Source organism: Streptomyces sp. XY431 (genome assembly GCF_001279805.1).
Lineage (GTDB): Bacteria > Actinomycetota > Actinomycetes > Streptomycetales > Streptomycetaceae > Kitasatospora > Kitasatospora purpeofusca.
On record NZ_LGDO01000082.1, the window covers coordinates 49,202 to 62,288 of the forward strand.

Genomic DNA, 13,087 nt, shown 5'->3' on the forward strand with positions numbered 1-13,087 from the left:
AGAATGACCTCCACGTTCGACACCCGCGACCAGACCGACGCCACGCGCCGCATCGACGGTCTGCGGGCGGAAGCCCTCATGGACGAGGACCTCGCGGCCATCGACGAGGACCACGGCCACCACTACGACGGCGACCAGTACGACCGCAGCGAGCGCGCCGCGCTCCGTCGTGTCGCCGGCCTCTCCACCGAGCTCGAGGACGTCACCGAGGTCGAGTACCGCCAGCTCCGCCTGGAGCGCGTGGTGCTCGTCGGGGTCTGGACCGACGGCACCCTGGAGGAGGCGGAGAACTCGATGGCCGAGCTCGCCGCGCTGGCCGAGACGGCCGGCTCCGAGGTGCTGGACGGCGTGATCCAGCGCCGTGACAAGCCTGACGCGGCCACCTACATCGGCTCCGGCAAGGCCAAGGACCTGCGCGACATCGTCGCCGCCAGCGGCGCCGACACCGTGGTCTGCGACGGTGAGCTCACCCCGGGCCAGCTGATCCACCTGGAGGACGTGGTCAAGGTCAAGGTCGTCGACCGGACGGCCCTGATCCTGGACATCTTCGCCCAGCACGCCAAGTCCCGCGAGGGCAAGGCGCAGGTCTCGCTCGCGCAGATGCAGTACATGCTGCCGCGACTGCGCGGCTGGGGCCAGTCGCTCTCCCGGCAGATGGGTGGTGGCGGCTCCGGCTCGTCCGGCGGCGGCATGGCCACCCGTGGTCCCGGTGAGACCAAGATCGAGACCGACCGGCGCCGGATCCGGGAGAAGATGTCGAAGCTCCGCAAGGAGATCGCCGACATGAAGAAGGGCCGCGACACCAAGCGCCAGGAGCGCAAGCGCCACCAGGTGCCGTCCGTGGCCATCGCCGGCTACACCAACGCCGGCAAGTCCTCGCTGCTCAACCGGCTCACCGGTGCGGGCGTACTGGTGGAGAACTCGCTGTTCGCCACCCTCGACCCGACCGTGCGCCGGGCGCAGACGCCGAGCGGCCGGGTCTACACCCTGGCCGACACCGTCGGCTTCGTCCGGCACCTGCCGCACCACCTGGTCGAGGCGTTCCGCTCCACCATGGAGGAGGTCGCCGACGCCGACCTCATCCTGCACGTGGTGGACGGCTCGCACCCCGAGCCGGAGACGCAGCTGGCCGCCGTCCGCGAGGTGGTCGTCTCGGTCGACGCGCAGAACGTGCCGGAGATCGTGGTGATCAACAAGGCCGACGCGGCCGACCCGCTGGTGCTGCAGCGGCTGCTGCGCCGCGAGCCGCACGCCATCGTGGTGTCGGCCCGCACCGGCGTCGGCATCGAGGAGCTGCTCGCGCTCATCGACGACGAGCTGCCGCGGCCGGCGGTCGAGGTGCACGCGCTCGTCCCGTACACCCAGGGCGCGCTGGTGTCCCGGGTGCACGCCGAGGGCGAGCTGCTCGGCGCCGAGCACACCGGCGAGGGCACCCTGCTGCACGCCAAGGTGCCGGCCGAGCTGGCCGCCGAGCTGGAGCCCTTCGCGGTGGCGCTGACGCCGCAGGGCTGATCCGGACCGCGCGAACGGCCCCGGTCCCTCCTCACGGGAGGGACCGGGGCCGTCGGCGTGTCCGGCTACTTCTTCTTGGCGATCCAGTCCAGCGCCTGCTTGGCGACCGTCTCCAGGTACGGCCCGCTGAGCGAGGTGTGGTCCTGGGTGCCGATCGAGGTGTTGGAGACCAGCGCGAGCTTGCCGTCCGGCATCGGCGCGAACCAGCCGCCGCCGCTGGAGCCCTGGGTCATGTTGCAGCCGATGGTGAGCATCGACGGGCGCTTCGGGTCGAAGGAGAGCCGGGTCGGCTTCCCGCCCTCGCACTTGTACAGCTCCTGGCCGTCGAACGGCTTGTACAGCGGGTAGCCGACGGCGGTGGCGGTGACCTTGTCGCGCGGGGCGTCGAACCAGACCGGGACGGCCCCGCCGACCGTCTCCTCCAGCGACTTTCCGCTGTCGTTCTGGTTGCTCACCCGCATGATCGCGAAGTCGTACTGGTTCGCCGCGTCACCGGTGCCGCCGCCCTCGACCAGCCACTGCGGCGAGGTCACCACGTCCTTGGCCCACCAGGTGCCGAGCGGGGCCAGTTCGGCCAGCGGGGCCTTCTTGCCACCGCTGGAGGCGCCCGAGTTGTTGTAGGCGGGGACGAACACCAGGTCCTTGAAGTAGTTGCCGCCCTTGCCCGGGTGGACGCAGTGGCCGGCCGTCCAGACCAGGTTGCTCTTGCCCGGGTGCGCCGGGTCCTGGACCACGGTGGCCGAGCAGTTGCCCCGGCCGCCCTCGGCGGAGAAGAAGACCTTCCCGGACGGCTGCTTGGTGTACGGACGCGGCACCGGCACGGCCTTGACCACCGCGGGCTCCGGGTCGGTGACCCCGTCGTCGGCGGCGGGCTTGGCGGTGGGCGGCGCCGGGTCGGCCGGCTTGGAGTCGCCCATCTTGTCCGGGTTCCAGAAGTCCTTGACGATCGGGTTGTTGAAGACGTGCTTGGACGCCCAGTTGTCCCAGTCCTCGAACTTCCACCGGGTCAGGTCGTCCCAGCTCTTCGGCAGCCCCTCCAGCAGGCTGGTCGGGATGCCGGTGGGCAGGGTGATGCCGCCGATCGCGCCACTGCCGCCCCCCGCGGCGGTGGCGGAGGCGGTGGTGCCCGGCGAGGGCGGCGGGGCGGCGGTTCCCCCGCCGCCCGAAGGCCCGTCGGGGCCGCAGGCGGTGACGGCGAACAGGGTCCCCGCGGCGAGGACCGCGGCTGCGGCTGACCGGTGGATCGCTGGCATGAGTGCTGTCCCCCTGGTGGTTCGGTGTGGGCGGCGGGCCGCCGTCCTGGAGTCTGCCACTGGCCACCAGGACGGCCCCGGGCGGCCCCCGGTTGCGGCCCCGGGCGGCGGTCACCGATCTGTGACGCGGGAGCCGCCGGCTCGTTGGCACTGGGGGCCCAGCTCCCTGCCGAAAGGTGAACCTTCACCGGTCTTCACCCGGACGAGTGAAGCGCCCTTGTGATCAACCGTCAGGGATAGGTAACCCTTACCTGACGCGACGGTGCGAGCGCCCGCCGGATTTCTCTCCACCCCACGCGCGTCGGCACTCCACGCGCACCAAGGAGCAGCATTGAGCACCGCCCTCACCGGAGCCCCGCCCGACATCCAGGCCGGCCGTCCCGGCCCCGCGGCCCCCGCCGCCACCGGCACCGCCGCCACCGTTCCCACCGCCGCCGCCCCGGTCCCGTCCGACCGGCTGCTCCACCCGGATCCGGCCGTCGCCGCCGAACAGGCCGCCGTGGAAGCCCTGTTGCGCTGCTGGGCCCGCGAGACCGGCGCCGCGCCCGGCCCGGACGGACACCTGCGGATCGCCGTCCTCGGCGGCGCCGCCCGGCTCTCCGCCCCCGTCCGGCACTGGTCGCCGGCCGGCTGGCACCGGTTCGGCCCGCCCACCCTCGGGGCCGGCCCGGACCTCCACGAGGCCCCGGTGGACGCCGTCACCGCCGCCGCCCTGCTCGCCGCCGCGGCCGCCGACCGGCCCGACCCCGGGCAGATCGCCGACCTCGCCGCCCGGGTCGCCGACTCGGTGGTCCGCACCGCCGACATCCTGGCCCACCACCGCTCCGGCACCGCCCCGGCGCCCGGCGGGCCCGAGCGCTCCGAGTTCCTCGCCACCGAGCAGTCCCTGCTGCTCGGCCACCCGCTGCACCCCACCCCCAAGAGCCGCGACGGCCTCGGCCCCGCCCAGAGCGCCGCCTACTCGCCCGAACTGCACGGCTCCTTCCAACTGCACTGGTACGCCGTCGACCGCGAGCTGCTCGCCGCCGGCTCCGCCCTCACCGAGGGCGCCGACCGGATCACCGCCCAGCTCCTCGGCGACCCAGCCCTGCTGCCGCCCGGCACCGCCGCCCTGCCGCTGCACCCCTGGCAGGCCCGCGAACTGGCCCACCGCCCGGCCGTCGCCGCCCTGCTCGCCGAGGGCCGGCTGCACGACCTCGGCCCGTCCGGCGCCGCCTGGTACCCGACCTCCTCGGTGCGCACCGTCTACCGGCCCGGCACCCCCTGGATGCTGAAGCTCTCGCTCGGCCTGCGGATCACCAACTCCCGCCGGGAGAACCTCCGCAAGGAGCTCCACCGGGGCCTGGAGATGCACCGGCTGCTGGAGAGCGGCCTCGGCGCCGAGTGGCGGGCCGCCCACCCCGGCTTCGACATCGTCCGCGACCCCGCCTGGATCGGCGTCGACCACCCCGGCCTCGGCGACCCCGGCGGCCTGGACACCGTGCTGCGCGCCCAGCCGTTCGCCCCCGGCGACCGCGCCCACTGCGTGGCCGGGCTGGTCGCCGAGCGGCCGCACCCGGCGGGGGCCGGCGAGGAGGCCGGCCGCGTCACGTCCCGGCTCGGCGACCTGCTGCGGACGCTCGCGGCCCGCACCGGCCGACCGCTGCCCACCGTGGCCGCCGAATGGTTCCTGCGCTACCTGGACGCCGTCGTCCTGCCCGTGCTCTGGCTGGACGGACAGGCCGGCATCGCGCTGGAGGCCCACCAGCAGAACAGCCTCGTCCTGCTCGACGCCGACGGCTGGCCGAACGGCGGCCGCTACCGCGACAACCAGGGCTACTACTACCGGCACAGCGCCACCGACCGGCTCACCGCCCGGCTGCCCGGCCTCGGCGCGCGCAGCGACACCTTCCTCGACGATCCGGTGATCGACCACCACTTCGCCTACTACCTGGGCATCAACCACGTCCTCGGCCTGGTCGGCGCCATCGGCTCGCAGCGGCTCGCCGACGAGACCGTGCTGCTCGCCGCGCTCCGGCGTTTCCTGGCCGGGCCCGCCGCCCGGGCCACCGGCTCCGCGCTGCCGGGTCTGCTGCTCGACGCCCCGACCCTGCCCTGCAAGGCCAATCTGCTCACCCGGATCCAGGGCCTGGACGAGCTGGTGGGGCCGGTCGCCACCCAGTCCGTCTACATCGAGCTGCCCAACCCGGTGGCGGGCGCGTGAGCGGGCCGGTGGACCGGCTGTCGGACGGTGGCCCCGGCGTCGGCGGTCCGACGGACGATCCGGCGGGGTGGGGCACGATGGCCACCGCCGCCGGGGAGTTCCGGCTCCGCCCGGTCCGGCTCCCCGCCGACCTCGGCCTGCTCACCCGCTGGATGAACGACCCCGAAGTGGCCGCGTTCTGGGAACTCGCCGGCCCGTCCGCCGTCACCGAAGGGCACCTGCGCCGCCAGCTCGACGGCGACGGCCGCAGCCTGCCCTGCCTCGGACTGCTCGACGACACCCCGATGAGCTACTGGGAGGTCTACCGCGCCGACCTCGACCCGCTCGCCGCGCACTACCCGGCCCGGTCGCACGACGCCGGACTGCACCTGCTGCTCGGGCCCGCCGCCAGCCGCGGCCGGGGCCTCGGCACCGCCCTGCTCGCGGCCCTGACCGACCGCCTGCTGCGGGAGCGCCCGCACTGCGAACGGGTGGTCGCCGAGCCGGACGTCCGCAACCGGCGCTCCGTCCGCGCCTTCCGGCGGGCCGGCTTCCGACTCGCCGCCGAACTCGACCTGCCCGACAAGCGGGCCGCCCTGATGGTCCGCGACCGCACCCCGCACCCCGCCTAGGACAGCACCCGCCTCATGGACACCCCAGCCCCCCCGCCCGGACCGTACGACCTGCTCGGCATCGGCATCGGCCCGTTCAACCTCTCGCTCGCCGCGCTCGCCGAGCCCGTCCCCGGGCTGCGCACCCTCTTCTGCGACCGGCGACCGGAGTTCCGCTGGCACCCCGGGATGCTCGTCGAGGGCGCGCGGATGCAGGTGCCGTTCCTCGCCGACCTGGTGTCCCTGGTCGACCCGACCAGCCCCTGGTCCTTCCTCAACCACCTGCGGGAGGAGGACCGGCTGTTCCCGTTCTACTTCACCGAGCGCTTCCAGCTCACCCGCCGCGAGTACGACCACTACTGCCGCTGGGCCGCCGAACGGCTCGCCAACTGCCGCTTCGGCACCGAGGTCACCGCCCTGCACTGGACCGGCGACCGCTACCGCGCCGAGCTGCGCGAACCCGCCACCGGACGGGAGTGCACCGTCGAGGCGCGCAACGTCGTGCTCGGCGTCGGCACCCTGCCCGTCCGCCCCGCGGCCTTCGCCGCGCTCGACGGCCACCCGGCGGTCTTCCACTCCGCCGACTACCTCGACCGGCGCGACGGGCTGGCCGGCGCCCGGGACATCACCGTGGTCGGCAGCGGGCAGTCCGGCGCCGAGATCTTCCTCGACCTGCTGCGCCGCCACGACGGCGACGGCGTGCGACTGCGCTGGCTCACCCGGACCCGGGCGCTCGCGCCGATGGAGTACTCCAAACTCGGCCTGGAGCACTTCACCCCCGACTACACCCGGTACTTCCACGGCCTGCCCGAGGCCGTCCGCGACCGCCTGGTCGAGGCCCAGTGGCAGCTGCACAAGGCCGCCTCCGCCGAGACCCTCGCCGAGATCCACGACCAGCTGTACGAACGCACCGTCGGCCGGCCGGTCGGCGCGGCACCGGTCGAGATCACGCCCGGCACCGCCGTCACCGAGGCCCGGCCCGGCCCCTGCGGCGGGCTCGAACTCGACTGCCGGCACACCGACTCCGGCAGCGCGCACCTGCTGCGCACCGACGCCGTGGTGCTCGCCACCGGCTACCGGGCGGCCGGCCCGGCCGCCCTGGAACCGCTCGCCCATCTGATCGACCGCGACCCGGCCGGCCGCTACCGGGTCGACCTCGACCACCGGGTGGCCACCCGGCCGGAGCTCACCGGCGGGCTGTACGTGCAGAACGGCGAGCTGCACACCCACGGGGTGGGCACCCCCGATCTGGGACTCGGCGCCCACCGGGCCGCGGTGATCCTCAACGCCGTCACCGGGCGGACCGTGCACCGGCTGCCCCGGCGCACCGCCTGGACCGGCTTCGCGCCGCCCGCCCCGGTCTCGGCGCCGCCCGCCCCGGCGACCCCGCTCCCCGCCCCGGCGACCGCCCCGGCCCCCGAGGCCGCCGCCACGACCACCTCCTCCTCCGTTCCCGCTTCCAGCCTCCCCCGACCCCAGGAGCCGACCCGTGCCGCAACCGCCGGCCGCTGAACCGCCGCTGTACCTGCCGCCGCAGCTCACCGCCGGCCATTGGCAGCGGGCCGGCCGCGCGCTGCTCGCCAAGATGCTCGGCGAGTTCGCCTACGAGGAACTCCTCGCCCCGACCGGGACCGGGGCACCGGACGGCTGGACGCTCGCCCTGCCCGGGGCCGAGTACCGCTTCACCGCCCGGCGCGGCGCCTACGAGAGCTGGCTCGTCGACCCCGGCTCCGTCCACTGCGACGACCCCGAGGGCCTCGACCCGCTGCGCTTCCTGGTCCACGCCCGGCACGCCCTCGGGCTGCGCGGCGACACCACCGGCCACCTGCTGCGCGAGCTCACCGCGACCCTGATCGCCGACGCCCACCTGCTGGCCACCGGCCTCACCGCCGCCGAACTCGCCGACCTCGGCCACACCGAACTGGAGGGCCGGCAGGGCGGCCACCCGTGGATCGTCCCCAACAAGGGCCGGATCGGCTTCTCCGCCGCCGACGCCGCGCGCTGGGCCCCCGAGGCCCGCACCCCGCGCCCGCTGCCCTGGATCGCCGTGCACCGCCGGCTCGCCGAGTACCGGGGCGTGGCCGGCCTCACCGACCCCGAGCGGCTGTACCGCCGGGAGCTCGACGACCCGGCCGCGCTCCGCGCCCCGCTCGGCGCCGCCGCCGACGACTACCTGCTGCTGCCGGTGCACCCGTGGCAGTGGGACGAGACCGTGGTGCCGCTGTTCGCCCCGTGGATCGCCTCCGGCGAGATCGTGCCGCTCGGCACCGACGGCGACCTCCGGCTGCCCCAGCAGTCGATCCGCTCGTTCTTCAACGAGAGCCGCCCCGAGCGCTGCACGGTCAAACTGCCGCTGGCCGTCCTCAACACCCTGGTCTGGCGCGGCCTGCCCACCGAACGCACCCTGGCCGCGCCCGCCGTCACCGCCTGGATCCACGGGCTGCGCGACGCCGACCCCTTCCTCCGCGAGGAGTGCCGGGTGGTGCTGCTCGGCGAGATCGCCTCGGTCACCGTCGACCACCCGGTCTACCGCGACCTGCCGGAGGCCCCCTACCAGTACAAGGAGCTGCTCGGCGCGATCTGGCGGGAGCCGCTCGGCCCGGCGCTGGCGCCCGGCGAGCGCGGCCGCACCCTGGCCGCCCTGCTCCAGACCGGACGCGACGGACGGCCGCTGGCCGCCGAGCTGATCGCCCGCTCCGGGCTCGCCCCCGCCGAGTGGACCGGCCGGCTGTTCGCCGCGATGCTTCCGCCGCTGCTGCACTTCCTCTACCGGTACGGGCTGGTGTTCTCCCCGCACGGCGAGAACGCCGTCCTGGTCTTCGACGAGCGGGACGTACCGGTCCGGCTGGCGGTCAAGGACTTCGTCGACGACGTCAACCTCAGCGACCAGGACCTGCCGGAACTGCGCGACCTGCCCGCCGAGGTGGACGCGGTGCTGCTGCGCGAGGACCCGCAGGGCCTGTGCCAGTTCCTGCACTCCGGGCTGTTCATCGGCGTGTACCGCTATCTGGCACCGCTGCTGGAGAGCGGGACCGGCCTCGCCGAGGAGGAGTTCTGGGCGCTGCTGCGCGCCGAGATCCACCGCTACCAGGCGCGGTTCCCGGAACTGGCCGAGCGGTTCGCGCTGTTCGACCTGTTCCGGCCGCGGATCGACCGGCTCTGCCTGAACCGCAACCGGCTGCTGCTGGACGGCTACGGCGACCGCCCGCACCGCCCGCACGCGGCCCGGCACGGCACCGTGCCCAACCCGCTCGCCGCGGACGGTACGGGCCGGGTGCCCCGTCGGCGGGACCGGATTGTCACCCCTGCCCCGTAGGCTGGGAGGGTCATGACGAACGACTCCGAATCCCAGCTCCCCGCCGAGGACGCCGACGAGGCCGGGAGCGTCGCGGACGCCCCGGCGGAGGCCGTCCCCCGCTCCCGTGTCCCCGAGCTGCTGCACGCCGCGGTGGCCTCCGTCGGCGGCGTCGAGCGCCCCGGACAGCTCCGGATGGCCGAGGCCGTCGCGGACGCCGTCGACCACGGCGAGCACCTGTTGGTGCAGGCCGGCACCGGCACCGGCAAGTCCCTCGCCTACCTGGTGCCGGCGCTCGCCCACGGGGACCGCGTGGTGGTCGCCACCGCGACCCTGGCGCTCCAGCGCCAGCTGGTCGAGCGGGACCTGCCGCGCACCGTGGAGGCGCTGCACCCGGTGCTGCGGCGCCGTCCGCTGTTCGCGATGCTCAAGGGCCGCTCCAACTACCTGTGCCTGCACCGGGCCAACGAGGGCACCCCGAGCGACGAGGGCGAGGGTCTGTTCGACCCGGTCGAGGCGCTGGGCGGGCCCGCCGGCAAGCTCGGCAAGGAGGTGCTCCGGCTGCGCGACTGGGCGGACGAGACGGAGACCGGCGACCGGGACGACATGACCCCCGGCGTCTCCGACCGGGCCTGGGCCCAGCTCGCGGTCACCTCCAAGGAGTGCCTGGGCGCGACCCGCTGCGCGTACGGCCAGGAGTGCTTCGCGGAGAAGGCACGGGAGCGGGCCAAGCTCGCCGACGTCGTCGTCACCAACCACGCGATGCTCGCGATCGACGCGATCGAGGGCGCGCCGGTGCTGCCCGAGCACGGGCTGCTGATCATCGACGAGGCGCACGAGCTGGTCAACCGGGTCACCGGGGCGGCCACCGCCGAGCTGACCGTCGGCGCGGTGAACCGGACGGTCAAGCGGGCCGCCCGGCTCGCCAACGAGAAGGCCGTGGACGCGCTGCAGGCCGCCGCCGAGAACTACCACGGCCTGATGGAGACCGCCCAGCCCGGCCGGGTGGAGGAGCTGCCCGAGTACCTCGCCTACGCCGTGACGGCGATCCGGGACGCCTCCCGGCAGGTGATCAGCTCGCTCGGCGAGACCAGGGACAAGGGGCTCAGCGACGAGGACGCCGTGCGCAAGCAGGCGATGGCCGCCGCCGAGTCCCTGCACGAGACCGCCGACCGGCTGCTCCAGGACTCCGAGTACGACGTGGTCTGGATCGAGCGCAGCGACCGCTACGGGCTCGGCACCGCCTCGCTGCGGGTCGCCCCGCTGAGCGTCTCCGGGCTGCTGCGGGAGGGGTTGTACAAGGAGCGCGCGGTGGTGCTCACCTCGGCCACCCTCAAGCTCGGCGGGGACTTCAACGGTGTGGCCGCCTCGGTGGGCCTGCCGTCCGACGCCCGGCTGCCGGACGTCCGCACGCCCGGCGACAACCCGGAGGCGGTGGGGGAGGGCATGGGCGACGAGCCGGTGCCGCACTGGCGGGGGATCGACGTCGGTTCGCCGTTCAAGTACCCCAAGCAGGGCATCCTCTACGTCGCCAGGCATCTGGCCGATCCCGGGCGCGATCCCGAACGGCCGGACATGCTCGACGAGTTGGCCGATCTGATCGGTGCGGCCGGCGGGCGGACGCTGGGGCTGTTCTCCTCGATGCGCGGGGCGCAGACGGCCGCCGAGGCGATGCGGGAGCGGCTGGACCAGCGGATCCTGCTCCAGGGCGAGGACACCCTGGGCGAGTTGATCCGCGAGTTCGCCTCGGACGCGACCACCTGCCTGTTCGGCACCCTGTCGCTCTGGCAGGGCGTGGACGTGCCCGGCTCGGCCTGCCAGCTGGTGGTGATGGACCGGATCCCGTTCCCGCGGCCGGACGACCCGCTGATGAGTGCCCGGCAGAAGGACGTCGAACAGCGCGGCGGGAACGGCTTCATGGCCGTCGCGGCGACCCATGCGGCGTTGCTGATGGCGCAGGGGGCGGGCCGGCTGGTGCGTGCGGCGGAGGACCGGGGCGTGGTGGCGGTGCTCGACCCGCGGGTGGAGACCAAGCGCTACGGCGGCTTCTTCCGGTCCTCGATGCCGGAGTTCTGGTACACCACGGACCGCAACCAGGTGCGCCGCTCGCTGGCGGCGATCGACGACTCGGCGGCGCCGGTCCGGCCGGTGCCGAAGCGGGGCTGAGGCAGGGCCGGGACAGGCCGGAGGGGCTCCACGCGGTTGTGCGGGGAGCCCCTTCCTGTGGGTCCGGCGGGGGTGACGGCTCCTGCCTGCCGGGTGCTTCCGGCCTCCGGCACGGGCGGAGCCGGTGCGGTCAGAGCCGGCGGAGGACGGCCACGACCTTGCCCAGGATGGTCGCGTTGTCGCCGTTGATCGGCTCGTACGCGGGGTTGTGCGGCATCAGCCAGATCCGGCCGTCCTCGCGCTTGAGGCGCTTGACGGTGGCTTCGCCGTCGATCATCGCGGCGACGATGTCGCCGTTCTCGGCGACCGGCTGGCGGCGGACGGTGACCCAGTCGCCGTCGCAGATGGCCGCCTCGATCATCGAGTCACCGCGCACGGTGAGCGCGAACAGCTCGCCCTCGCCGACCAGCTGCCGGGGCAGCGGGAAGACGTCCTCCACGGTCTGCTCGGCCAGGATCGGACCGCCTGCGGCGATCCGGCCGACCAGCGGCACGTAGGAGGTGGACGGGCGGCCGGCGGTCTCGGCGGTGTTCGGCCGGGCCACCTCGACGCCGCGGACCTCGTAGGCGCGCGGACGGTGCGGGTCCCGCCGCAGGAAGCCCTTGCGCTCCAGGGCCATCAACTGGTGGGCCACCGAGGACGTGCTGGACAGGCCGACGGCCTGGCCGATCTCGCGCATCGACGGCGGGTAGCCCCGGCGCTGCACGGAGTCCCGGATGACCTCGATCACCCGGCGCTGGCGCTCGGTGAGGCCCGCCTCGTCGGTCCGGATCCCGGGCGGGCGGCCCGGCGCGGAACGGGTCGGCGCCGGGTGGGCGTCGTCCAGGGCGGGGGAGTGTTCGATGGGCTGGTCCGGAACACGCCCGACCCCGGAAATGCCCGGGCCCAGGGGGCGATGATCCTCGCTGCGGTCCATGCTGATGTCCACACTCTGCTGATTCGTGGTGCGCTGCCCCACCTTGAGCTGGGAGTGTTCCTGCACCGGGATGGTGTTGCTTTCAACGGCGTTCACGGCTGCCCCTCTCGACGGCTGTCCTCTCCTTTTTCCAGCCCAACGCACCTCGTATCGAAAGGTTGCGCCAAACACACGTTCGAGTGAATTATTCGGGAGTTGGCTGACTCGATCAAGGCTTTGTTGTACATCGATTAAATGTTCGATCGAAAATCGGCTCCGAGGGTATCGCCCGCGCCGACACGCCAGCGCCCCTCCTTCCCTCCGAAACCTAGATGTAGTGGCTACAGTCCTCCCCGTGGCCCAGTACTTGTGGTCGAGGCCTCAAGATCGGGTTGCTCGCAGGGCCCCGGGATCGCATAGACTCGACCAAGTCCGCACGTCCTGCCAAGGAGGGATCCTCAGGTGCACTGCCCCTTCTGCCGGCACTCCGACAGCCGCGTCGTCGACAGCCGGACCACCGAGGACGGCAGCTGCATCCGCCGCCGCCGGCAGTGCCCGGACTGCGGTCGCCGATTCACCACGGTGGAGACGGCCGCCCTGATGGTCATCAAGCGCAGCGGCGTCACCGAGCCGTTCTCCCGGGAGAAGGTCATCTCCGGAGTCCGCAAGGCCTGCCAGGGCCGCCCGGTCACCGAGGACGCCCTCGCCCAGCTCGGCCAGCGGGTCGAGGAGTGCGTGCGGGCCACCGGCAACGCCGAGCTCACCACCCATGACGTCGGGCTTGCCATACTCGGCCCGCTCAAGGAACTCGACGTCGTCGCCTTCCTGCGCTTCGCCAGCGTCTACCAGGCGTACGACGGACTGGAAGACTTCGAGGCTGCCATCGCGGAACTCCGCGCCGAGCAGCCCGCCACCGAGGCCGACGGCGCCTGCGTGCCCGTCGCCGCCGCCGCGCCCTAACCGGCCCGGCCCCTCCACCGGCCCCTTCCCGGGGTCGGCGCAACCCCTTCGGTCCCCCGGGGCCGACGTGTGCCCGAAAACGGCGCACAGACCATGACAAAACGTGCGCGGTGGGTGAGTATCCCTGCCTGCCGCACACCGGAAGAGCGAACCAGCCGTGCCCGGACTTTACGGGGCACTTCGGGCGTTTGCCCAACCAGGAGGAGGAACAGA

9 protein-coding genes are annotated in these 13,087 nt (G+C 73.8%); 7 read left to right on the forward strand and 2 right to left on the reverse strand.

Going from position 1 to position 13,087, the window contains the following annotated elements; all coding sequences use genetic code 11:
• Window positions 1–3 precede the first annotated feature (3 nt).
• Window positions 4–1,512, forward strand: coding sequence for a GTPase HflX (gene hflX, locus ADK60_RS11595; RefSeq protein WP_045940533.1), 1,509 nt, complete (start codon window positions 4–6; stop codon window positions 1,510–1,512).
• A 65-nt stretch (window positions 1,513–1,577) separates the two neighbouring features.
• Here hflX and ADK60_RS11600 read toward each other — a convergent pair whose 3' ends face one another.
• Window positions 1,578–2,765 carry a trypsin-like serine peptidase gene (locus tag ADK60_RS11600; RefSeq protein WP_053645408.1) on the reverse strand — a complete coding sequence of 396 codons (1,188 nt, stop codon included), beginning with the start codon at window positions 2,763–2,765 and terminating at the stop codon, window positions 1,578–1,580.
• A 331-nt stretch (window positions 2,766–3,096) separates the two neighbouring features.
• Here ADK60_RS11600 and ADK60_RS46395 point away from each other — a divergent pair, with 331 nt between their 5' ends.
• From ADK60_RS46395 to ADK60_RS11625, 5 genes are read left to right on the forward strand one after another with little or no spacing between them, the layout of a single operon-like run.
• Window positions 3,097–4,968 carry an IucA/IucC family protein gene (locus ADK60_RS46395; RefSeq protein ID WP_107094582.1) on the forward strand — a complete coding sequence of 624 codons (1,872 nt, stop codon included), beginning with the start codon at window positions 3,097–3,099 and terminating at the stop codon, window positions 4,966–4,968.
• Window positions 4,965–5,579, forward strand: a complete 615-nt coding sequence (locus tag ADK60_RS46400; RefSeq protein WP_053645410.1) for a GNAT family N-acetyltransferase — start codon at window positions 4,965–4,967, stop codon at window positions 5,577–5,579. Before ADK60_RS46395 ends, ADK60_RS46400 begins: the two co-directional genes overlap by 4 nt.
• A gap of 15 nt (window positions 5,580–5,594) precedes the next feature.
• Window positions 5,595–7,070: a lysine N(6)-hydroxylase/L-ornithine N(5)-oxygenase family protein gene (locus tag ADK60_RS11615; protein ID WP_079008262.1), complete on the forward strand. Its 1,476-nt coding sequence runs from the start codon at window positions 5,595–5,597 to the stop codon at window positions 7,068–7,070.
• Window positions 7,048–8,874, forward strand: a complete 1,827-nt coding sequence (locus tag ADK60_RS11620; RefSeq protein WP_045940529.1) for an IucA/IucC family protein — start codon at window positions 7,048–7,050, stop codon at window positions 8,872–8,874. The genes ADK60_RS11615 and ADK60_RS11620 overlap by 23 nt, the downstream gene beginning before the upstream one ends.
• 12 nt (window positions 8,875–8,886) lie before the next feature.
• Window positions 8,887–11,019 carry an ATP-dependent DNA helicase gene (locus tag ADK60_RS11625; RefSeq protein ID WP_079008263.1) on the forward strand — a complete coding sequence of 711 codons (2,133 nt, stop codon included), beginning with the start codon at window positions 8,887–8,889 and terminating at the stop codon, window positions 11,017–11,019.
• Between the two features lie 130 nt (window positions 11,020–11,149).
• Here ADK60_RS11625 and lexA read toward each other — a convergent pair whose 3' ends face one another.
• Window positions 11,150–12,031, reverse strand: coding sequence for a transcriptional repressor LexA (gene lexA / locus ADK60_RS11630; RefSeq protein WP_478332120.1), 882 nt, complete (start codon window positions 12,029–12,031; stop codon window positions 11,150–11,152).
• 345 nt (window positions 12,032–12,376) lie between these two features.
• On the opposite strand from lexA, the gene nrdR reads away from it, so the two are divergent.
• Window positions 12,377–12,874: a transcriptional regulator NrdR gene (gene nrdR, locus ADK60_RS11635; protein WP_030396649.1), complete on the forward strand. Its 498-nt coding sequence runs from the start codon at window positions 12,377–12,379 to the stop codon at window positions 12,872–12,874.
• Window positions 12,875–13,087: the final 213 nt, after the last annotated feature.